Annotated in this window: 27 protein-coding genes; 26 read left to right on the forward strand and 1 reads right to left on the reverse strand. The window is 38.9% G+C overall.

Translation table 11 applies throughout. The features are described from left to right. From abc-f to UMU13_RS04130, 25 genes are all read left to right on the forward strand, one after another. Positions 1-1,830, forward strand: coding sequence for a ribosomal protection-like ABC-F family protein (abc-f, locus tag UMU13_RS04010; RefSeq protein ID WP_328217290.1), 1,830 nt, complete (start codon positions 1-3; stop codon positions 1,828-1,830). Continuing rightward, the gene (gene hemL, locus UMU13_RS04015) at positions 1,827-3,092 is read left to right on the forward strand and encodes a glutamate-1-semialdehyde 2,1-aminomutase (RefSeq protein WP_328217291.1); all 1,266 of its coding nucleotides are present in this window, start codon (positions 1,827-1,829) and stop codon (positions 3,090-3,092) included. Before abc-f ends, hemL begins: the two co-directional genes overlap by 4 nt. 9 nt (positions 3,093-3,101) lie before the next feature. Further along, the gene (locus tag UMU13_RS04020; RefSeq protein ID WP_328217292.1) at positions 3,102-3,431 is read left to right on the forward strand and encodes a hypothetical protein; all 330 of its coding nucleotides are present in this window, start codon (positions 3,102-3,104) and stop codon (positions 3,429-3,431) included. A gap of 19 nt (positions 3,432-3,450) precedes the next feature. Beyond that, the gene (locus UMU13_RS04025; RefSeq protein ID WP_328217293.1) at positions 3,451-3,699 is read left to right on the forward strand and encodes an AtpZ/AtpI family protein; all 249 of its coding nucleotides are present in this window, start codon (positions 3,451-3,453) and stop codon (positions 3,697-3,699) included. Continuing rightward, positions 3,668-4,051, forward strand: coding sequence for an ATP synthase subunit I (locus UMU13_RS04030; RefSeq protein ID WP_328217294.1), 384 nt, complete (start codon positions 3,668-3,670; stop codon positions 4,049-4,051). The genes UMU13_RS04025 and UMU13_RS04030 overlap by 32 nt, the downstream gene beginning before the upstream one ends. Next, entirely contained in the window at positions 4,035-4,706 is a 672-nt protein-coding gene (gene atpB, locus UMU13_RS04035; protein ID WP_328217295.1) for a F0F1 ATP synthase subunit A, read from the forward strand. The genes UMU13_RS04030 and atpB overlap by 17 nt, the downstream gene beginning before the upstream one ends. 27 nt (positions 4,707-4,733) lie before the next feature. Beyond that, on the forward strand, positions 4,734-5,051 hold the full coding sequence (gene atpE, locus UMU13_RS04040) for an ATP synthase F0 subunit C (RefSeq protein ID WP_013885698.1): 318 nt from the start codon (positions 4,734-4,736) through the stop codon (positions 5,049-5,051). Between the two features lie 48 nt (positions 5,052-5,099). Then, positions 5,100-6,638 carry a NapC/NirT family cytochrome c gene (locus tag UMU13_RS04045; protein ID WP_328217296.1) on the forward strand — a complete coding sequence of 513 codons (1,539 nt, stop codon included), beginning with the start codon at positions 5,100-5,102 and terminating at the stop codon, positions 6,636-6,638. A 117-nt stretch (positions 6,639-6,755) separates the two neighbouring features. Beyond that, entirely contained in the window at positions 6,756-7,400 is a 645-nt protein-coding gene (locus tag UMU13_RS04050; RefSeq protein ID WP_328217298.1) for a rhomboid family intramembrane serine protease, read from the forward strand. Positions 7,401-7,403: 3 nt separating this feature from the next. After that, positions 7,404-7,631 (forward strand): HypC/HybG/HupF family hydrogenase formation chaperone, encoded by a 228-nt coding sequence (locus UMU13_RS04055; RefSeq protein ID WP_328217299.1) that lies wholly within the window; start codon positions 7,404-7,406, stop codon positions 7,629-7,631. Then, on the forward strand, positions 7,615-8,700 hold the full coding sequence (gene hypD / locus UMU13_RS04060; protein ID WP_328217300.1) for a hydrogenase formation protein HypD: 1,086 nt from the start codon (positions 7,615-7,617) through the stop codon (positions 8,698-8,700). The genes UMU13_RS04055 and hypD overlap by 17 nt, the downstream gene beginning before the upstream one ends. Positions 8,701-8,727: 27 nt before the next feature. Continuing rightward, entirely contained in the window at positions 8,728-9,720 is a 993-nt protein-coding gene (gene hypE, locus UMU13_RS04065; RefSeq protein WP_328217301.1) for a hydrogenase expression/formation protein HypE, read from the forward strand. 10 nt (positions 9,721-9,730) lie between these two features. Further along, positions 9,731-9,940 carry a hypothetical protein gene (locus UMU13_RS04070; RefSeq protein WP_328217303.1) on the forward strand — a complete coding sequence of 70 codons (210 nt, stop codon included), beginning with the start codon at positions 9,731-9,733 and terminating at the stop codon, positions 9,938-9,940. A gap of 58 nt (positions 9,941-9,998) precedes the next feature. Next, positions 9,999-10,310, forward strand: coding sequence for a phosphoribosyl-AMP cyclohydrolase (gene hisI / locus UMU13_RS04075; RefSeq protein ID WP_328217304.1), 312 nt, complete (start codon positions 9,999-10,001; stop codon positions 10,308-10,310). An 8-nt stretch (positions 10,311-10,318) separates the two neighbouring features. Beyond that, positions 10,319-11,359, forward strand: a complete 1,041-nt coding sequence (pilM, locus tag UMU13_RS04080) for a type IV pilus biogenesis protein PilM (RefSeq protein WP_328217305.1) — start codon at positions 10,319-10,321, stop codon at positions 11,357-11,359. After that, a complete protein-coding gene (locus UMU13_RS04085; protein WP_328217306.1) occupies positions 11,356-11,901 on the forward strand; it encodes a PilN domain-containing protein in 546 nt (181 codons plus the stop codon). Before pilM ends, UMU13_RS04085 begins: the two co-directional genes overlap by 4 nt. Positions 11,902-11,903: 2 nt before the next feature. Further along, entirely contained in the window at positions 11,904-12,473 is a 570-nt protein-coding gene (locus tag UMU13_RS04090) for a type 4a pilus biogenesis protein PilO (RefSeq protein WP_328217307.1), read from the forward strand. A gap of 41 nt (positions 12,474-12,514) precedes the next feature. Further along, positions 12,515-13,063 (forward strand): pilus assembly protein PilP, encoded by a 549-nt coding sequence (locus tag UMU13_RS04095; protein WP_328217308.1) that lies wholly within the window; start codon positions 12,515-12,517, stop codon positions 13,061-13,063. Further along, on the forward strand, positions 13,060-15,528 hold the full coding sequence (locus UMU13_RS04100) for a type IV pilus secretin PilQ (protein ID WP_328217309.1): 2,469 nt from the start codon (positions 13,060-13,062) through the stop codon (positions 15,526-15,528). Before UMU13_RS04095 ends, UMU13_RS04100 begins: the two co-directional genes overlap by 4 nt. Positions 15,529-15,662: 134 nt before the next feature. Continuing rightward, entirely contained in the window at positions 15,663-16,763 is a 1,101-nt protein-coding gene (lpxB, locus tag UMU13_RS04105; protein WP_328217310.1) for a lipid-A-disaccharide synthase, read from the forward strand. Positions 16,764-16,950: 187 nt separating this feature from the next. Beyond that, positions 16,951-17,793: an SDR family oxidoreductase gene (locus UMU13_RS04110; RefSeq protein WP_328217311.1), complete on the forward strand. Its 843-nt coding sequence runs from the start codon at positions 16,951-16,953 to the stop codon at positions 17,791-17,793. Positions 17,794-17,817: 24 nt separating this feature from the next. Beyond that, the gene (locus tag UMU13_RS04115; RefSeq protein WP_328217313.1) at positions 17,818-19,254 is read left to right on the forward strand and encodes an RtcB family protein; all 1,437 of its coding nucleotides are present in this window, start codon (positions 17,818-17,820) and stop codon (positions 19,252-19,254) included. Positions 19,255-19,256: 2 nt separating this feature from the next. Further along, positions 19,257-19,556: a hypothetical protein gene (locus tag UMU13_RS04120; RefSeq protein WP_328217314.1), complete on the forward strand. Its 300-nt coding sequence runs from the start codon at positions 19,257-19,259 to the stop codon at positions 19,554-19,556. Beyond that, positions 19,553-20,542 carry a 2-hydroxyacyl-CoA dehydratase family protein gene (locus UMU13_RS04125; protein ID WP_328217315.1) on the forward strand — a complete coding sequence of 330 codons (990 nt, stop codon included), beginning with the start codon at positions 19,553-19,555 and terminating at the stop codon, positions 20,540-20,542. The genes UMU13_RS04120 and UMU13_RS04125 overlap by 4 nt, the downstream gene beginning before the upstream one ends. Beyond that, positions 20,539-21,282: an acyl-CoA dehydratase activase gene (locus tag UMU13_RS04130; RefSeq protein WP_328217316.1), complete on the forward strand. Its 744-nt coding sequence runs from the start codon at positions 20,539-20,541 to the stop codon at positions 21,280-21,282. Before UMU13_RS04125 ends, UMU13_RS04130 begins: the two co-directional genes overlap by 4 nt. Before the next feature lie 31 nt (positions 21,283-21,313). Here UMU13_RS04130 and UMU13_RS04135 read toward each other — a convergent pair whose 3' ends face one another. Next, positions 21,314-21,703 carry a class II SORL domain-containing protein gene (locus UMU13_RS04135; RefSeq protein WP_328217317.1) on the reverse strand — a complete coding sequence of 130 codons (390 nt, stop codon included), beginning with the start codon at positions 21,701-21,703 and terminating at the stop codon, positions 21,314-21,316. 495 nt (positions 21,704-22,198) lie between these two features. Between UMU13_RS04135 and UMU13_RS04140 the strand changes: the two genes are divergently transcribed. Beyond that, positions 22,199-22,494 (forward strand): IS110 family transposase (locus UMU13_RS04140; protein ID WP_328217319.1); only part of this gene is annotated, 296 nt, incomplete at its 3' end.

Genomic DNA, 22,494 nt, shown 5'->3' on the forward strand with positions numbered 1-22,494 from the left:
GTGAATGTACTAAATGTTAAGTATATTAATAAAAGCTACGCTGCCGATCCTGTTTTCCGTGATGTTTCGTTTTCTGTTAACAAAGGTGAGAAGGTTGCACTTATCGGACAAAACGGCAGTGGCAAATCCACCCTTTTGAAGATTATTTCCGGGGACATTCCGGCAGATTCCGGTGATATTATTCTGGCCAAGTCATCAAAAATCGCTTCGATCAGCCAGGAAACCTGTTTTAAAGGGACACTGTTTGAGTTTATGACTGAAGATTACAGAGACTTATTAAAGATGGAAACAGAGATGCAGAAGCATCTGACACCTGATGAGCTGGATTCATTAATGCTGAAGTATGAAAAGGAAGGCGGATATGAATATAAAGCAAAAATAAGGACAGTACTTAAAGGTCTCGGTTTTGCAGAATCTGAGTGGGAGAGAGATTTCGGCGAATTATCCGGCGGGGAAAAGATAAGGGGGAAACTTGCAAGAGTATTAGCCGGCAGAGGCGATATTCTGCTGTTGGACGAGCCTACGAACCATCTTGATATCGGTATGATTATCTGGCTGGAAAATTTTATTAAGAATACGGACAAAACAGTTATTTTTGTGAGTCATGACAGAAGATTTATCAGAAATACAGCAACAGGTGTTCTCTATTTGGCTGATAAAAATCTGATGAGTTTTAACTTGAATTATGAAGAATTTGAAAAGCATTTGAATATAGAGATTGAAAAGGGAAGAAAGCAGAAACGTTTAATTGATGACAGGAAAAAAGAGCTTGAAGAGTTTATCAGGAAATACAGGGCAGGTATTAAATCCAAGCAGGTAACAATGAGAGAAAAAATGCTAGATGATTTAGAAAATCAGGAAAAGAGTCTATTTACACCCGAAAAAAACAATACATCATCTTTTGATATAGGCAAAAACAGAGAGGAAAATGCAACGGTCCTTGATGTTACTAAGCTTGGGATAGGTTATGGAAGCGATATTATAAAAGAAAACATTTCCTTTAAATTATACAAAGGAGAAAAAACTGCTCTTATAGGTTCTAATGGCACAGGAAAATCGACTTTTCTGAAAGTGATTGCGGGGCGTATGAAAGGGTTATCCGGTGATTTTTCTCTGGGCAGCAGGGTGCAGGTTGGGTATCTGGATCAGAATTTTGAAAATTTGAATTCGGATCACACTGTCATGGAAGAGCTTCTGAATATGAGCACTGAGCTTGATGTGAATGACGTGCTGAGTACAGCTGCAAGACTTGGGCTTGAAAGTGAAGATATGAATAAAAAAATCGAAGTACTCAGCGGTGGTGAGAAAACCAGGGTTTGTTTTATTAAACTTGTTTTAAAAGGTGCCAACTTTCTTATACTTGATGAGCCTACCAACCATCTGGACATTGAGGGTGTAAAAGCTCTGAAGGAAGCACTGTTGAGGTTTTCCGGTGCAGTTTTGCTTGTTTCCCATGACAGATACTTTCTGGAAGGTATCGCAGATAAATATATAGTATTTAAAGATACAGGCATTTTTGAGGATTATGGCAGTATTGATAATATTATTGAAAAGTATTCTTTGCAGTATCAGTCTGTTAATGATAAGAAAAAACGAGAGAGTAAAAATATTAGTGTTAAAAAGAAACGGGTTAACAATTTTAAAGTGGATCAGGCTAAAGAGATGATCCTGGAGATAGAAGATCAGCTGGAAGAGCTTTATTCGGAAAGAAACGAACTGGAAACGGAATGGGAACGTCTGGCCGAGGTGAATAAAAATATAGATTCTCTTGAAGAAGAATTAATTTATAAGTATGATGAGCTGGAAAAATTAGAAAAGGGGGAAGTATGAATCTTTTTGAAGAATCCAAAAAATATATACCGGGCGGTGTAAACAGTCCGGTAAGGGCTTTTGGTTCTGTTGGTGGAGATCCGGTTTTTATCAAAAGAGCTCATGGTTCTAAAGTGTATGATATCAATGATAAAGAATACCTTGACTATATCTGCTCATGGGGTCCTTTGATTTTAGGCCATGCAGACGAGGATGTGGTTAATGCCGTGGTCAATGCTGCCAAAAATGGTACGAGTTTTGGTGCCCCCACTGAGCTGGAGCTGAAACTTGCAAAAAAAGTTGTGGAAAATGTTCCGTCTATGGATATGGTCCGCATGGTGAACTCAGGCACTGAAGCAGTAATGTCGGCAATCAGAGTGGCAAGGGCATATACCGAAAAGGATAAAATAATAAAATTTGAAGGATGTTATCACGGTCATTCAGACGGTCTGCTTGTTAAAGCCGGCAGTGCGGCACTGACTTTCGGTCAGCCCAGCAGCCCTGGTGTTCCGGATGATTATGCAAAAAATACATTGGTGGCTGAGTATAATAATCTCGATTCAGTTAAAAAGCTGGTGAAAGAAAATAAAGGGGAAGTTGCTGCAGTTATTGTGGAGCCAGTGGCCGGCAATATGGGTGTTGTACTGCCAAAAGACGGTTTTTTGAAAGATTTGGAAGAATTTTGTAAAAATGAAGGTATCCTGCTTATTTTTGATGAAGTAATAACAGGCTTCAGACTTGCTCCCGGCGGGGCAGGTGAATATTTTGGTGTTGATGCTGACCTTACAACGATGGGTAAAATTATAGGAGGAGGTCTTCCTGTTGGTGCCTATGGCGGCAAGAAGGAAATTATGGAGATGGTTTCTCCCACCGGACCAGTTACTCAGGCCGGGACGCTGAGCGGAAATCCATTGGCTATGGCTGCAGGTCTGGCTACTCTTGATAAAGTCTGCGCTCCCGGATTTCATAAAAACTTAGCTGAGAAATCGGAAAAACTTTGGCAGGGAATGCGTGATAATTGCAGAAAACTCAATGTGAATTATGCTTTCAATACTATAGAGTCTATGGGTTGTTTGTTTTTCAAAGAAGGTGAAGTCACCAGTTTTAAAGAGGCTACATCCAGCGATACGGATAAGTTTGCGAAGTTTTTCCACGGGATGTTGAAACAGGGGATTACGATAGCTCCCAGTCAATTTGAGGCTACTTTTGTATCCGATAAACATTCTGATGAAGATATTGAGTACACTATTAAAGCACATTACAATGCGCTTAAAGATTTATAGAAGATTAAGATGAAGCTAGTCCTTATTGTGCTGAACAAAACCGATCTTTTGGAGGAGGTTATTGAATACTTCGTGGAAAAAGATGTGAAGGGCGGTACAGTAATGGATTCGGTAGGTATGGGCAAGATTCTTACATATGATATTCCTATATTTGCTGCTTTTAAAGAGCTCATGGTTGGCAGTAAGGCATCCAATAAGGTTGTTTTTACCACAGTGGAGAATGAGCTTCTGGAAGATTTTATGAGCGGGCTGGATAAAATTATCAATTTCGATGAGCCAGGTACAGGTGTTGCTTTTACGATAGATATAGATAATGCTTACGGGCTTGCTTCAAGATAACGCTGAGAAAGGGATATTGATGAGTAAAGGAAAGTTTGATAAAAATTCCAGACAATGGCTTAACGCAAGTACCATAGGTATTTCCATGGTGCTTGCCATTGTTGTGGGAACCCTTATGGGTGTGTATCTCGATAAATATTTTGGTACCAAACCCTGGCTGACACTTATTTTTATGATTTTGGGAATAATAGCAGGTTTTAAAAATGTTTTTTATTTCTTAAAGAAGACGGATATATATGATAAAAACGATAAAGACGATGAGAATTAAAAAAATCGTAATAATCTCATTGATTTTTTTTGTGATTTTGTATACAGTATTCAAGATTTTCTACAGCGGTACTTTTGCGTTAAGCCTTGCAGCAGGCTGGGCTGTTTCGTTTGGCAATTTTATAGGACTTGCGTTTAAACTGAAGAGCACACTTAACGGTGGATATGCAAAGGCTTTGGTTTTTAATTCTCAGTTCAGACTTTTGCTGACAGGGATACTGCTTTTTGCTTTTTTTAAGAATTTTGAAGTGAGCTATATAGGCTTGCTTACCGGTTTACTGATAAATGCAATATCTATACCCGTAGGTGGAATATTAGAACTCAGGAGGGATACTGATGGAACACCCACTTAATATTTTTTCCTTTTTACCGCATGAAATTACTGCCAAATATCTTCATGTTCTGATGACTTTTGTAGTAATTCTTATATCACTGGCAATCGGACTTATTGTTTCAAGGAAAAACAAAATGGTGCCTGATAGAAGCCAAAACGCTATAGAACTGGCAGTTAACGGCGTTTATGATATGTGTATGGACATTATGGGTAAAGACGGAAAACCTTATTTCCCTTTGGTTTTTGCCATAGGATTATATGTGCTTTTTTCGAATGTACTGGGTTTAGTCCCGGGTTTCAGTTCTCCCACTGCAAATCTCAACACTACACTTGCCCCGGCGTTAATAGTGTTTGTTACGTATAATTTTATAGGCATTAAAAGACACGGCGCTGGGTATATTAAGCATTTTATGGGGCCAATTTTGTGGCTTTCCCCTCTAATGATAATAATTGAAGTTATAGGTCATATTTCAAGACCTGTATCCCTTTCTGTGAGGCTTTTTGGAAACATTTTTGGTAAAGAAGTGCTGCTTATGGTTCTTTTTATGCTTGTACCATTTCTGGTGCCTCTGCCCATATATTTTCTCGGCATCTTTGTAGCCGTTTTGCAGACATATGTTTTTATGATGTTAACAATGATTTATATTAGTGGTGCTCTTGAAGAAGCACATTAAGCAACATAAACCGCAGGAGGTAGTAGTATGTCTAAAGTATTACGTATTCTGATCAACGTGGCGTTGATCATAGGAGCATTTTCAGCAAGCGCTTTTGCTGCTGATGGTGGTGCATCATCTGCTGAGTGGGCAATTTATCTTGGTGCAGGCCTTGGTATTGGAATTGCTGCACATGGTACCGGTATAGGTCAGGGTAATGCCACAGCTAAAGCTGTTGAAGGTATATCCAGAAATCCCGGTGCATCAGGTAAAATCATTACTCCTATGATCATCGGTCTTGCTATGATCGAGTCTTTGGCAATTTATGCACTTGTTGTCAGTTTGATACTTCTTTTTGTAGTATAACAATCTTTAGGGGAGATTTCTCCCCTTCCTTTTTTTATGGAGGATACTATGTGGCAGAAACTGAAAGATTTCACCAGAAAAGATCCTGTTTTATTTGTAGCTATTATTATTGTAATTATTGTAGGATTTACTTTTGCCAATGTTGAGGTTCTACACTATACTTCGGAGCCTGAATTTTGTCAAAACTGCCATCCCGCGGAAAAAGTGGGGCCGCTCGGAGAATATTATACCTGGGAGAAGAGTCTTCATGCCACAGCTGAAGTGGAGTGTTTGGACTGTCACGGTGACCCGGGAATTATCGGATATATGGAAGCTAAGGTGGGTGGTTTGAAAGATCTGTATGGTGAATTTTTCAAATCCCAGGAACATAAAATGGAAATTCTCATGAAAGGGGCAACTGATAAGGAATATGCCGCTGAATTGGTTCCTAATGAAACATGCATGCACTGTCATACGGACAGTGTGAATAAAAAGCATTGGAATAACAGATTGATGAATGTTGGTATAGATTTTCGTCTTATTGATTCGGTACATAACCCCGGTTTCAGAAAATCATTCGGAAGACCTGATATTATGGATGAAGGTGTTGATGTGGGTGTAAAACCCAATCACAAATTCCATATTGAAGAAGTTGGCCTGAATTGTGTAGATTGTCACCTTGGTGTTGCCCACAAGGGCGAGCTTCACAACCTGCCTAAAATGGCCACTTGTTTTGAATGCCATCATAATGAGAGGGAAGAGAATCCGAACATTTCCGCTCCTGAAAATATGGAATGTGCAGAATGCCATAAGCTTCAGGTGGATATTCAGGCGGGTACGTTTGCAAAAGAACAGGGTGTTGAAAATCTCAAGTGGTATATGGAAAGTCTTGCATGTACAGACTGTCACACAGACCCTTATGCGAGACCCACAACAGAAACCTGCGTGCAATGCCACGATTCATCATATGGTGACTTGATGGTTATGTTCCAGGATACTTTTGAAAGCCGTCTGAGCAAAATTGAGGAAGATTATAAAGAGCTTTTCCACGAAAGGCTTGAAATGCCGGAAGGAAAGAGAGATCTTTTCCTTGATCTTAAGAGATTGGTCAGAGCAATGCAGATGGACGGATCATCCGGAGTGCACAACCCCGATTATTTTTCCATGATGATGGATAAAGCGGAAGCTCTTATCGAAAAAATCCACAATTATGACGAGGAAAGTGCAAAAGGCGGTTATAAAAGTCTGATTGAGCGTAAAGAAGAAGGCGAAATGATCGGCGGCGGAGAAGAGGAAGAAAAAGCTGAAAAAGAAGAGAAGAAGGTTTCAAATCCGCCTGAGCTTGTAGCGATTGCTCCTGAAACAATTAATCTTGCCGAAAGGCACAACATTGAAACAACGAAGAAACCTGTTATCTTTGATCATAAGATGCACTATCAGAATTTTGAGTGCTCTGAATGTCACGATAAACCAGAATCTGGAACCCTTAAGGCAGATCTTACAAAATTTTCTGGAATAAATAATTCATTCCACCAGGAATTGTGTTTTCCATGCCATAAGGAAGAGAGAGTTCCGAGGGGAACCAGTTGTAACACCTGCCATAAATAACTCAAAAGCGACCCTGCGGGGTCGCTTTTTTTATTGTAAAATATCATTTAAGTCATTAGAATTGTTTAAAAAGAAGAAGGGTGGCAATTGTTCCCGATAAGCGATTCAATCAAAGCCTTGCGAAAACCGTACATTAACACATTCCTTATAATTTTTAACATTGCAATATTCTTCTATCAGCTTTCACTGGGCAGTGAAATGAGGTATTTTATTTTTGAATATGGTCTAATACCTCTGAAAGTTTTTGCTCCATTTGAAATTGTGCCTGCCATTGAAAAAATTTATCCGTTTTTCACCTCGATGTTTTTGCACGGAGGCTGGTTTCATTTGATAAGTAACATGTATTTTTTGTTTATTTTCGGTGACAATGTAGAAGATGACCTGGGGCATGTAAAATACTTGTTCGTGTATATTATGTTTGGACTTGCAGCTGCAATAACTCAGGTTATTATGTTTTCCAATTCCGGAATCCCCACCATAGGTGCAAGCGGAGCAGTTGCGGGCGTAATGGGCTACTATTTTATCCGATATCCCCATGCCACTGTCAAGACACTGGTAATTTTTATATTTTTCATTACAATAGTGGATATACCGGCGATAATTTTTTTGGGGGTATGGTTTTTTATTCAGTTCATAAGCGGTTCCACTCAGGCTGCTGTTGCGTCAGGAGGAGGAATAGCATGGTGGGCTCATATTGGGGGGTTTTTTTCAGGTATTTTAATTTGTATTATAAACAGAAAGCGTTACTATAGAGCGGGGTGAAATATGTGTCTGGGACTTCCCGGGGAAATTATTGAGAAAGATGAGTTTTCAGCTGTTGTGGATATAGGCGGTACAAAAAGAGAAGTATCTTTGATGATGCTTCCTGAAGAAGTCCGCATTGGTGATTATGTTATGGTGCATGTCGGATTTGCCATTTCCAAAATGGATCCTGAAGAAGCCAGAAAGACTCTTGAAACTATTATGGAGATAGCGGATGAAATTGATTACTGATTTTCGCAATTCGGAGATCTCCCGACGGTTAATTAAAAAAATAGAAGAAGAATCTTCTTCAGAATCCGGATATACAATCATGGAAGTTTGCGGAACTCACACTGTATCCATCTTCAAATATGGTATAAGGAGCGTACTGCCGGAAAATGTGTCGCTAATATCAGGCCCCGGCTGTCCTGTCTGCGTAACATCACAGGGGGAAATAGATGCCATTTTTCAAATTGTTAAAAATAATAATGTGTCACTTCTGACATTTGGTGATTTAATGAAAGTTCCCGGCTCAAGTGGTGAAAATCTTATTAATTTACGCTCAGAAGGAAAAGATATCCGTGTGATGCTTTCCCCGCTGGATGCAGTAAAAACTGCAGCCAGAGAGCCTGACCGTGAATTCGTTTTTGTAGGTATAGGTTTTGAGACAACTGCACCTGCAATCGCTTCGGCAGTGCTTGAAGCAAAAAATATGGGACTAAATAATTTCTCCATACTTCCTTACTGCAAAACCATGCCCGAAGTTTTGGGTTATCTTCTGGATGATCCTAAACTTGATATAAACGGGTTTTTATGCCCCGGACACGTCTCAGTGGTAACCGGCAAGAACATTTATCAGCCTTTGGCACAGAAGGGGAAGGCAGCTGTAATTACAGGTTTTGAACCTTTGGACATCCTTTCCTCAATATTGCAGATTATCAGACAGGTAAACAGTGGAGATTATTGCGTATATAATAATTATTCACGTGTTGTAAGTGATAATGGAAACCGGAAAGCCGTTCAAATAATGGATACTGTATTTGAGCCCTGTTCCGCTGTATGGAGAGGCCTTGGAGAGTTGGAAGACAGCGGTTTAGGTTTAAAAGAAGAATTCAGTCTTTTCAACTCATTAGAGAAATTTAATGTGAGAGTACCTCAGGTTAGTGAAAAGAAAGGGTGCAGATGCGGTGATGTTCTGAAGGGGCATATAAAACCAAATCTGTGCCCTTTATTCAGTTTGCAGTGTAATCCGGAAAATCCGGTAGGGCCCTGTATGGTTTCGTCTGAAGGAGCATGTTCTGCATACTATAAATTTAATTGAGAATGTTTTGAAGGATGCTGAATAAAAATGGAAGATAAAAAAATAACCTCGGCTCTGGGAAGCGGAGGAAAGTCTACAAACGATTTTGTCAAAGATATTATCTGCAAATACTTTGGTAATAGTATTCTTGAAAATTTGGGTGATGCCGCATACCTGGATATAAACGGAGAATTGTCATTCAGCACTGATTCGTTCGTTGTGGAACCGGAGTTTTTCCCCGGCGGTGATATCGGTAAACTGGCAGTATACGGAACCTGCAATGATTTATCGGTCTCCGGCGCCAAACCGAAATTTTTATCATTTTCACTAATTGTTCCCGAAGGGTACAAATTTTCAGATACGGAGAAAATTGTTGCATCTGCCGGAGCTGCCGCCGAGGAGGCAGGTGTACAGATAGTGTGCGGAGATACAAAGGTAATCTCTGCTTCGGGGCTGAAATCCCCACTTGTAAATACCGCCGGCATTGGGGTTTTAAAAAAGAAACTTAACGACTACGGTAAAATAAAAACCGGCGACAAAATTATATTAACTTCGGATATAGCGAGACACGGAATGTGTATTATATCAAAAAGGGAGGGGCTCAATATCGATAGTGAAATTGAATCGGATTGTGCAGATTTAAATCCGCTTTTTGAGGTATCAGGCTATAAAGGGATTAAATTCGCCCGGGACGCTACAAGAGGGGGTGTAGCAGCAGTGCTGAATGAAATATCTGATAAGACCGGCCTCGGTTTTTTGGTTGATGAAGATGAAATTCCTATGCGGGAGGATGTGAAGTATCTCTGCGAGTTTTTGGGATTTGACCCGTTGAGTGTTGCCAATGAAGGTGCAGCTCTTCTGATAGTTGAATCAGCCTTGTCTTCTAAAATTCTTGATAAAATTAAAAGTGTTAAGGTGGGGGCAGATGCTGCCTTGATAGGAGAAGTATGCAGCGAAAATAAAGTAATGCTTAAGACACCTATAGGGGGAATCAGAAATGTCGAGATGCCGGTTGGTGAGCTTTTGCCTCGTATTTGTTAGTTTTTTTACATTGATAGGTTGTGCCGATTACGAGAGAAATAAGGTCATTGAAGAACATTGCGGCACCTGTCATTCAACGGAAAGAATTTATCAGAAAAAGAGAACCAGAGAAGAGTGGAGAAAGCTGGTTCATGGAATGAAGATGAGAGGACTTAAATTAACCAAAGAGGAAGAAAAAAGGGTGTTTGAAGAGCTTTTTCAGAATTATCTGAAAAAATAATTTATATAAGTTTATTTGCAGATTATTTAATATTTTGTTAATATAAAAGGAGATAACGTTGATTGATTGGAAAAAAATGAACGGGTTGCTGCCTGTGGTAGTGCAGGATGCTGATAATAAAGAAGTTCTTATGCAGGCTTATGTTAACGAAGAGGCTTTAAAGTTAACTAAGGAAACGGGTTATGCACATTACTACAGCAGAAGCAGAAAAAAAATTTGGCAAAAAGGTGAAAGTTCTGGTAATATTCAATTAGTAAGGGAAGTATATCTGGACTGCGATGGAGATTGTCTCCTTTACCTGGTAGAACAGAAAGGACCTGCATGTCATACCGGGAGACGGAGCTGTTTTTATAGAAAATTGCATATTTAGGAGTTGTCATGTTTGGTAAAAAAGAAAATCTCATCGGTGTTGATATAGGGAGCAACTCTGTAAAAGTATTGGAACTGAAAAGCAAGAAAGACGGCTATATTCTAAGCAATATCACTCATAAGGAATTGCCTGCAGATGTTATATCAGAAGGAACAATCGTTGATTATGGCGAACTGGTCAATTCGATAGTGGAGATTTTCAAAAACAACAAATTTTCCCATAAGAGAGTTGCGGGTGCCCTCAAGGGGAATGCAGTTATTGCCAAACGCCTCACTGTAGCATCTATAGATGCTAAAAATTTCGATGAAGTTTTTAGATGGGAAGCTGAACAGTACATTCAAATGGATATAAATGAAGTAAATATAGACTATCAAATATTAAACAAAGATCAGGAGGTTGATCAGGCGGATGTTTTGCTGGCAGTTGCAAGGAAGGATTTGATAGCTGATATGATAAGCGTTCTGGAATCAGCAAAACTAAAACCCGAGTTGATTGATTTGGAAGTCTTTTCACTAATAAATGCTTTTGAAATGGGTTATGGAACAGACAGCGACATTACTTCAATTATAAATATAGGTCATTCTTCTATGCTCATTTTGTTTGTCAAGAACGGTTTGTACGAGTTTTCCAGGGAAACAAACTTTGGAGTGAAAGACTGTATCGAGCTTATTCAGCAGAGATTAAATGTCAACGAAAGAGAAGCCACTACTTTGCTAAGGGATGCAGAGGCGGTGGAGTTTAATGAGGAATTGCAGGGTGTTTTTGATGAGTTCGGCAGTCAGCTTGCCGCAGAAGTTAAAAATACTTTCGATATGTTTTATACCAGTAGCCACCAGAATGTATTAAAATGTTATATTTGCGGCGGAGGCTCCAATCTGTACAATGTCAAAGAAAATATAAGCAAGCAAACCTCTCTGGATGTGAACTATTTCAACCCCTTTACCAATATTGAAGTGGATAAGAAAGTGGATCTAGATTACCTTAATCAGAATATGTACTTATTTAACGTTGCAGTAGGGCTTGCTTTACGAAAGGCGGGTGACAAATGATAAAAATTAATTTATTACTAAGTAAAAAGAAAAAATTTCGTCCTGTATATTTTGAGCTACTATTGTTTTTTATAATTGTCGTAGCTTTGGTTTTTAGTTTTAATCTCATTGTACAAGGACTTAACAGTAAAGCCCAGCTGATTCAAACAGAAATTGATAAGTTGAACAGAGAGTACAGAGAATTACAACAGGTGAAAAGAGAAGTTGATGCTTTTAAACAACAGAAACAGGAACTGCAAAGCAAAATTGACATTGTAAAGAAATTAAAACAGGATCAAAAAGGTTACTATAAAATTTTAACCGTTTTTGAGAAGGCTATGCCGGAGGATGTCTGGGTAGGCTCTATCAGTTTTGACGGCAACAGTATCAATGTATCCGGTTCATCTTTGAGAACAGCCTCGGTAAACGAATTTATTGTTAATCTGTATGAATCAAAAATTTTTACAAATGTTAATCTGCAGGTCGTAAGAAAAAAGACGGTAGAAAATATAGATATAAATGACTTCAGTATTACCGCTGATGTTCGTTTGGGTGGGGCGTGATTATGCGTTTTTTAGAAAAGGTTCCACTACGATACAGAATTATTGTTGAAGTATTAGTAATAGTTATCCTGGTTGCTTTATTTTATTATTTTATGTATCAGCCCAGGGTGGAAAAAATTACGCAGCTTAAACAGCAGTATGATTCGCTAAGTCTTAAGGTTTCAAGACTGAAGCCGATTGCTTTAAGTTACGACCAGTTTAAAAGGGAAGTTGAGCTGCTAAATAAACAATTTAACATGGTATTGGAGGTTCTGCCAAATGAAAGGAGCTATAATGAGCTGTATGATCAAATTGTAGGACTGGCTGAGAAAAACGGAGTTAAGGTTCTGCTTTTTCAGCCTGCTGGGTTGAATCGGATAGATAATTTCCATTCATCAGTTAATTTTAATATGAATGTTGAAGCAGGGTATGTGGAGTTAATAAGCTTTTTATACAGAATGAATTATCTTGATAAAATTATAAATTTGAGGAGTATGCAGATAAAAGGGATAAAAGATAAAGAAGGAGAAATTGTTTTAAATGTTAATTTGGGTTTGAATTCGTATATGTTTAATGTCCCGAAGGGGAATTGATGATGCGTATATTATACCGTAATTTATTAAAGGGGCCATGTATGTTAAACAAATATTTGGTTTATTGTTTTATATTGCTTATTGTGCTTTTGTTCGCAGCATGCGATATGATCCCCGGTTTTTCTGAAAAAACAGAATTCACGCCGAGAAAAGAAGAGCCAGTTAAGCCTGTTAAGGTTGATGTGAGTAATATTCAAGAGCAGGGCAAAGAGCTTAAGAGGCTTTTTGCTGACAAATATGTGCCTTTGGAATATACGTTCCAGAAGAATCCGTTTAGGTCAGTTGTCGAAATATACAAAGAATCTCAACTCGAGGAAGGAGTCTCAGCTAATCCGTTAAGGAATGTTACGTTAGAAAAGATATCTCTGGTAGGCACATTGCAGGGAGATGTAGGAGTAATAGGTGTGCTCAATGCCGAAGGAAATACATATTATGTTAAAACGGGCGATAGAATCGGTAAAAACGGAGGTGTAATTATTGACATCTCCGGAAATAAAATGCGTATAAGGCAAAGAGAACAGGATATTTTTGGAAATGTTCGTAGTGTTATCAAAGAATTAACATTGGAGCCTAAGGAGGAAGTAATATGAAATCCACTATCAGTAGAAAAATAAATTCGCCAATCACTTATAAAGATATTAGCCGGGGAGCTTTGCATATACCTTATCTCCTCAAGCTGCTCTCCGTTTTTATTATGCTTGTTCTGCTGGTATCGTGTGCTCAGAAACCGGTTAAGACTGCTGATGAGGACACACAAAAAATTTCCGTTACGAACATTTCTGTCGATAAAAATAATAACACCTATGAAATGAATATTGCCACAGACGGCGAGGCTTTATTTAATACATATTACTCAAAAACGCCATATAAGATAATTGCAATGGTGGAAAGTGCAGATTTTTCAGCTGATCTGATGGCATATAATTATTCAGCCGGTATAGTTGAAAATGTAAGTCTTATACCCTCTGCTAATTTCGCCACGATAGAAGTAAAGCTGAAACAGGATGTCAGCTATTCTTTCAATGAAAGTGCCCGGCAGCTGACAGTAAATTTTAAACCTTTATCGGAAACAAAAGTTATTGGCAAAAGCGGCTTGGATACCGGAAGTATAAATGTATCCGAACATACAGTGGCAAATTACGTGGAAAGTTATAACAATCTGTCAAGCGGATCAGATCTTCTCGTTAATATTGGTGTAGATGGTATAGTCAGATATGATTACGGTTATCTTGATGACGGTAAATTTTACCTGGATCTTTTTGGAGTGAAGAGTGAACTTGCCAGGGATGCTTATCCGGGGAAAGGCTTAATCGAATCCGTTAAAGTCGGCAGTTATTACCCACCTCAGAAAGTGAGATTTATTTTTGAAATCACCAAATCCATGCCTATTTTTGCGGGACAAGATGGCAACCATCTTGTAGTTTCAAACAATATTTCAGAAGTACCCGAGGAAGCAAAGTATATTGTTTCAATGGACAATATTTTTGTAAACAATTACCAAAGTATTGTATTAAAGCTGACAAATGACGTACCTTTCACTAAAAAGGTTATCGATGGCAATCTTGTGCTTACTTTTGATGCCCCGCTAAAACTTTTAAACTCAGTTAAGAATGTAGTGGCTTTTGATAATCAGCCTTTTAAGAAAGTAAAGGTTTTGGAGATAAACGGGAAAACATCTTTGATTGTTGAACCCAATGGAGATATTTACGCAAAAGTTGATAAAATGCCCGAAGGCATACTTATAACCGGCAGCTTTAGTAAGTTTTCAAAAGCCGATATAACGATGAAAGAGCAAGCTAAGCCAGTTGAATCAGCGGAAAAATCAAAGAAAGAGACTAAGAAAGAAGACCTCATCAGTATCAATATTAAAAATATGGATGTTAAAGAGGCAATCAGACTCGTTTATTACGGAAGGGCGGAGAATCTCGTTTTCGGCAAAAACGTTCAGGGAACAGTAACTCTCTATCTGGATAAAGTGGACTACAGAAATGCCCTTGAGATGATATATAAAGAAAGCAATCTGATGGAAGTTAAAGAAAATAATATTACGTGGGTGGTTACCAAAGAACGCTATCAGCAGATGCAACAGGCTAAACTTGATGCAAAACAGCAGGAGAAAGAACAACAGAAATTTGAGCCTATCCATACGGAAATAGTGTCTGTAAACTATTCCAATGCGTCAGAGTACAAAGGAATAATTTCAAGTGTCCTTTCTGAGAGAGGCAAAATACAGGTAGAAAGCAGGACTAACAGTTTTATTATTTCAGATACTAAGTCCGGGATTAAGAGGGCGAAAGAACTTTTGGCGAAACTTGATAAGCCTATACCGCAGGTGGAGATCGAGGCCCGTATTGTTGAAGTTTTTGACACAAACAACCTGAATATTGGTATCCAGTGGGGCGGTAATTATAACCAATCTGCAACCACCGCAAATTTTCCTAATACAATTAATGTAGAAGGCAATACAGCAGCAACGGGTCCGAGTGGAAGCGGATATTTGGTTAATTTACCTGTGGGGAATCCTGCAGGAGCTTTAGCCCTTAGCCTCGGAAATGTAGCAAATACTTTTAATCTGGATGTTGCTTTATCCGCGCTTGAAACTCAGAATAAAGTTAAAACAGTATCCAGCCCAAGAATAACTACCTTGAACAACCAGGAAGCTGAAATCAAAAGCGGGAGCACAGCTATAATCGTTCCCACCGGGGATAATACAGAAACTGAAGAAGTGGATGTGGGTATAAAACTTAATATTACTCCCCAGATCACACCGAATAACATGATTTTTTTAAACATAGAGGTTGAAAAAAGTACATTGGGGCAGGTTACTGCAAATACTGCAACTACTGAAGAAAAGAAGGCTTCCACTCAAGTCTTGCTTGAAAATGGTGAGACAACCGTTATAGGCGGCATTTATGAAAATTCGGAAACAAGCACGGTGCAGGGTGTACCGTTTTTACAAAATATTCCGTTCTTAGGGTGGCTGTTTAAGTCTAAACAAAAGATCGTTGATAAAAAAGAATTAATGGTTTTTATAACCCCGAGAGTGGTTGAATAGTTATTTAGGAGGAGAGTATTATGAAGCATTTTATGTTAGCATTAATCATTATAACGTTTGTTTATGAATGTGGATTTGTAAGTGAGGGGGATTCCATCTCATCATTCGAGTCAGTGGTTGACGGCTGTGCATAAATGAAAGTTTTTATGATTGCCGGCGAAGAGTCCGGCGATATTCACGGAAGTAATCTCATCCGTCAGCTGCAGAAGCTGGCGGATGTTTCTTTATACGGTACCGGCGGGGATAACCTCAAATCACTGGGTCAGGAGCAGTATTTCAGAACAGACCAAATGACGATTATCGGTCTGGATGATATCGTTTCAAATATCCCCTTCATTTACAGAATGTTCAAAACACTTGAAGAAAAGCTCGATGAAGTTAAACCGGATTTGGTTATACTGGTTGATTATCCCGGCTTTAATCTGAGGTTTGCCAAAAAAGCACATGCGAAAAATTGTAAAGTAGTTTACTACATAGCTCCCCAGGTCTGGGCGTGGCATTATTCAAGGGTACACAAAATAAAAAAATATATTGATAAAGTCTTATGCATTCTCCCTTTTGAGGAAGAACTATTTAAGCGGGAAGGTATAGATGCGACCTATGTGGGCAATCCTGTAGTGGACAATATGAAGTACACATTTGCAAACAGAAGCGAATTTTGTAAATATCTCTCATTAGATGGAAATAAAGAGATTATCGGGCTATTGCCCGGTAGCAGGAAACGGGAAATTTCCGGATTGTTGCCGGAAATGATTAAGGCCTCTGAACATTTTGCAGATAATTTTGAATTTGTTGTTGCGAAGGCGGCCGGTGTGAATGCCAATGTAATTGCAGAGTATACAGATAACACTAAAGTCAAAATGGCAGAAAACTGTACTTATGATGTGATGAAATATTCCAAGCTTGCATGGGTTTGCTCCGGGACTGCAACTTTGGAAACTTCTTTAAATCAAACGCCGATGATTTTGTTGTATAAAGTTGGGTCGTTAAGCTGGTTTATCGGCAAAATGCTGGTAAAAACAAAATATGCCGGACTGCCTAATATCATTGAAGGCAGAGAAATTATTCCTGAATTACTGCAGAGCGATATGAATGCAGAAAATATTATTAACAAAACTGAGATGATTCTTAATAATTACGATAAGTTTAAAAAAGATATAGAAAATATCAGCAGTAAATTTGATCGAATCGATCCATCCAAGAAGGCCGCCGAAGAAATACTTTCGATAATCTAATCGTTTTCTGATTTCTATTTAATGTTTTTAACGGATTTCTACTTGTAAAATTGATATTTTGTAAAATATTTAAAAATATGAGACCTTTGAATAATGTATTCTTATAAATTTTACCACCCCTTAATCCCCTCCTAACTCTTTGATAGGAGGGGAGATAAAGCTCCTCCCCTAAATTAGGGGAGGTTGGGTGGGGTACTTATTCAAGGGGCTCAATATACTAAAATACAGGGGTATAACCATGGATCTTGGGCTAAAGGGCAAAGCAATGTTTGTGGCAGCATCATCAAAGGGTATCGGTTTAGGTGTGGCAAAAGCTTTGGCTGAGGAAGATGCGGATGTTTTAATAGGCAGCAGAAATGAAGAGCAGGTTGATAAAAGTGTTTCTGAATTGAATAAGTTGGGAAAGGGCAGAGTTGTCGGTCATTTTCTGGATGCTTCGGATGCCAGATCCATAAAGGAGTGGGTAGAATTCGGAACGGCAAAATTGGGAGACCCCGATGGTTTGCTTGTAAATGCCGGCGGCCCTCCTGCCGGAAAGTTTCTGGATTTTTACGACTCAGACTGGCAGAGTGCATTTGAACTAACGCTTATGAGCGCTGTGAGGATGATAAAGGCTGTACTGCCTAAAATGAGAGAAAAAGGTAAGGGATCTGTTTTGTCCGTGACCTCCTCATCCGTAAAAGAGCCTATAGAGTCACTGCTGCTGTCAAACGTTATGCGATCCGGTGTAACCAGCTTGATGAAAAGTCTATCTGTAGAATTCGGTCCGGAAAATATCCGTTTCAACAATTTAGTACCGGGAAGAATAGACACGGAAAGGGTAAAGCACCTTGATGAAATAAACTCAAAAATGCTGAATATCCCACTGGAAAAACATAAGAAAAATGAAATGTCCTCCATTCCATTAAGAAGATATGGCACAACGGATGAAATAGGCAGAGCCGGTGCTTTTTTACTGTCCGATGCTTCAAGTTATATTAGCGGTGTTACGCTTCTTGTGGACGGAGCCAAAACCAAAACTGTATGGTAGAAGTATTTTAAAATTGAGGTAAATGTGAAGATAAACAAAATACGGGCGAATGTATATAAAATTTCCAGAGATGATTATCCTGAAATGAATGTACCGGCATTCTTATATGCATCAGATATGATGATGGAAGATATAGAGAATGATCAAAGCCTTACACAACTGAAGAATGCCGCAATGCTCCCCGGTATAGCCAACGGAGTGTATGCTATGCCCGATATTCATTACGGTTACGGCCTTCCTATCGGCGGAGTGCTTCCTGTTTATGCCGACAAAGGCGTAATCACGCCGGGGGGTGTCGGGTTTGATATAAACTGCGGTGTCAGACTGATTACATTTGATATTAACAAATCGGAACTTAAAAACCCTGAGTCTCTCGTGAAGCATTTATATAAAAAGATTCCATGCGGAGTGGGTGAGGGTGGAAATATAAAGCTTTCAAATAAAGAAATGACAAAGCTGCTGCAGGAAGGCTCAAAGTGGGCAGTGAATAGTGGCTACGGTAACGAATCTGACCTGTACAACACTGAATCCTTCGGATGCCTCTCCGGAGCAGACCCGTCGCAGGTCTCAGAAAGAGCTATTGAGAGGGGTTCAGATCAATGCGGAACTCTGGGGAGCGGGAATCATTTCCTTGAGATTGGATTAGTGGATGAAATTTTTGATAATGAAACGGCAAAATTTTGGGGGCTTGAAGAAGGAAAATTAACACTGATGATTCATTCTGGCTCCCGCGGGCTTGGTCATCAGATTTGTACCGATTTTCTCAAGATTTTCGAAAGGGCACTTGAAAAATATAAAATTAGTGTTCCCGATAAGCAGCTGAGTTGTGCACCTGTTGACAGTGATGAATCAAGAAAATATCTTTCTGCCATGGCGTGTGCTGCCAATTTTGCATGGGCTAACAGACAAATCCTTATGAATCTGGCAGTTTCAGCAGTTGCGGATTATTTCAAAGTAAAACCGGAAAATTTAAATTACAGGCTTATTTATGATGTGGCTCATAATATAGTAAAAAAAGAGTTTTTTGATTTAAAATCTAAAAACTGTGAAATATATGTACACAGGAAGGGAGCTACCAGAGCTTTGCCTCCCGGTCATAAGGATTTGCCGGAGCATCTTAAAAAAGCCGGTCAGCCTGTGATTATTCCGGGTGATATGGGCAGATATTCCTATATCCTTTCGGGTGCAAAAAATGCTCCGGAACTTTCTTTTAACTCGGCCTGCCACGGCGCCGGCAGGGTACTGAGCCGCAAAAAAGCAGTCAAAACTGCCGGAGATCGTAATATTGCAATGGAGTTAAAGGTTAAAAATATTTATGTGATGAGCAGAGGTAAAAAAACACTCAAGGAAGAGATGCCGGATGCATACAAAGATGTTGCAAACGTTGTTGATGTGGTGCATAATCTGAAAATTGCCGAAAAAACGGCGAGAATTAAACCAATATGTGTTATAAAGGGTTAGTTATGGAACCAAAATGGATGGCTGTATTTTCCAACATGAACTGGTATGAGGCCGATTTTGAGAAAAACGGCAGTACTGTTGAGGTTACACTGTTAAAATCTGATGAGAAATTAAAGGGGAAGATTACTGCTGAAAACGATGAAACAAAGGTTATCAGGGTTGCCCTGGAGGACGGACGGCAGATAGACCTAGCTGATTTCAATGTAATTGACAACTTTTTTGAAAACAATCATATCAATTTTAAAAACCGCAAAGGTCTCCACAGGGAAATCAGAAGGTATATAGATTTCAGTATCTCATGAAAAAAGTCGGCTTTACCACTACTATCCCCGTGGAAATAATATTTGCAGCAAACCTTATCCCTGTTGATCTTAACAATATTTTTATAACGGATAATAACCCCCACACATTTATCGATTTTGCCGAGCAGGAAGGCCTCCCCAGGAATACCTGTAACTGGATTAAAGGTATTTATACTTCTGTTATGCAGAACAGCGTTGATAAAGTTATTTCTGTAACAGGCGGTGATTGCAGTAATAATCATGCATTAACCGAAATTTTCAGATCGGAAGGTATAGATGTTACCACTTTCAATTACCCGTATGAAAACAAGAGTCGTTATGTTTCCCTTAAAGCTGAAATGAGCCTTTTAGCTGATGAGCTTGGTACGGATCTTGATACTGTGCAGAAATTTCAGGGAAATTTACAGGGAGTCAGAAGTAAGTTAAAAAGGCTGGATGAACTCACCGTTGATAATAAAGTGAGCGGATTTGAAAATCATTTGTGGCTTGTATCCTCAACGGATTTTAACGGCGATTATTTGAGTTTTGAAGATAATCTGGATACTTTTTTAGACGAAGCAGAGAGAAGAGAAAGGATAAAAAGTAATCTCAGAATAGGGTTTGTAGGGGTTCCGCCGATATTCACAGATTTGTATAAATTTCTTGAGAATAAAGGTGTGCATGTTGCATTTAATGAGGTTCAGCGTCAGTTTTCCATTATTTCTGAAAAGAGGGATATTGTGGAAAAATATCTGGATTACACTTATCCTTATGATATCTCCTGCAGAATTGAAGATATTAATCGTGAAATAAAAAAGCGGAAGCTGGATGGTATTATTCATTATGTGCAATCGTTTTGCTACAGACAGCTGCAGGATTTGATTATCAAGCGAGAGGTTGATGTTCCCGTGATAACGATTGAGGGAAATGAGCCGGGCGGAGTTGACGCCAGAACAAAAATAAGGGTTGAATCATTTATAGAAATGCTTGAGGAAAGGAAAAAATGACAAAAACCGGCATGGATTTGGGCAGCAGATTTGTAAAAATCTGCATAGAAAATGAGGGAGAGTTAAGCTTTTATAAGTATAACACAATAGATTTTTATAAAAAATATGTAAGCAGGGACTCTTCCAACCAGCTTAAAATAGAGCACAGTTTGCTGGATAACGTTAACTCTAAAATTACAGCTACCGGATACGGCAGGAATCTTATGAATTTCTCCAATGCAGAGGTCATTTCCGAAATAAAGGCTCATTTTCAGGGAGCCAGAAGACAGACCGGTTTGGATGATTTTGTACTGATAGATATAGGCGGTCAGGACAGCAAAGTGATAAAAGCTTCAGGCGGATTTATCGATGATTTTGTTATGAACGATAAATGTGCCGCCAGTACAGGAAGGTTTCTGGAAAATGCAGCTAACATTTTACGTATAAATATAGATGAAATGGCTGCCTATACGGAGAAACCGTGTAAATTAAGCAGTACCTGTGCAATTTTTTCCGAAAGCGAAATTGTCGGTAAAATTGCAGAAGGTGTTTCCACTGAGGAAATATCTGCAGGTGTCAATTTGTCCGTTGCCAGACGTCTGCTGCCTTTAATAAAACGTTTTTCAAGATATGAAATATACGGAGCCGGTGGAGTTGTCAGTCTTTACGGCGTAAAATATTTTCTGCAAGAGCTGCTGGATAAGGAGATTAATGTTTTGGAAAATTATCAATACAATGCTGCAATTGGCTGTGTTGTATAAAAGCAGGGGACAGATGCCCCTGCATTAGTTATCAGAATGACACATCCACTTCGCTTTCCCAGAGCCCGTGAATGTTGCAATAACTTACTGCAACAAGTTTTCCTTTTTCTTCGAGCTTAACTCTGAAACATGCCACAGGATCTGTGTATGCAGGGCCTTCATTGGCACCTTTAACGGATTCACCGTGGGAAAGGAATTCAGCTCTGCCGAGATTGTAAATGTTACCATCTTCAGGTTTGAAATACAGAGCAATCCAGCTGATAAAATGTTCCGTAGTGTTAGGGTGTGCAATTTCTTTTCCCACACTCACCACTACATCGGATGCTTCACCTTTTTTAAGACCTGAAGGGCATTCAATAACCGGTACATGCTTCTCGTTCTTATAATCCGCTGTTTTTACAAATTCACCAATGTTTCCCATAAAACTACCTCCTTTTTTTACAATTATAACACAAAAATATTGTATTACCAATGCAGTATAGTTTAGGATGATTATAAATAACTTCAACAGTTTTTTCAAGTATTTTTAAAACCGTGATGCGTAAAGTGTAACGCGTGAAGTGGTGGTAATTAAAAGTATTTGAGATAAGTAGATTTGCATAAATTATTAATATTATAGAGTGAGATCCTTCGGCTTCTTTCGGGAGGATGCCAGACAATTTATTATGTTTTGTCATCGTATATTAAGAAAGTAGGAAAAATTGTTTAACAGGCTATTAAAAAGTTGTATAAGGTTCCAGAGCACTGAAGGTGATAAAGGACATAATTGTCATTGGTTCAACGAAACCGTTCGAAATGTTGTCCCCACCTTCAGCTTTCCGAAACCTGAACGGAACATTAGGCATAAAGCCTGCATGTGTTACGATGATAGCGTATAGGAAAGCAAAGCTCAAGTAAAAAAATGAGGAGCTTTACGATGAAGAGCTATGAGAAAGTAGTGGGAATTGATGTATCCAAGGAAACGTTGTCAATCAGCTTATATGACGGTAAGAGCCACACCGGTTATGAGACAAGAAACACGATAAAATCATTTTTTAATGATTTTGTTAAGAAGGAGAAGGGAATAGATTTTTCCAAAGTTCTTTTTATGCTGGAAAATACGGGAGTATACCATTTAAGATTAGCAACCCATTTGAGCAAGGAATGTGGTTATCTTGTAAGTGTAGCGAATCCTCTTGTAATAAAGAGGTACTCACAGATGAATTTAAAACG

Origin of the sequence: Flexistipes sp., from assembly GCF_036172515.1 — a bacterium.
Taxonomy (GTDB): domain Bacteria; phylum Chrysiogenota; class Deferribacteres; order Deferribacterales; family Flexistipitaceae; genus Flexistipes.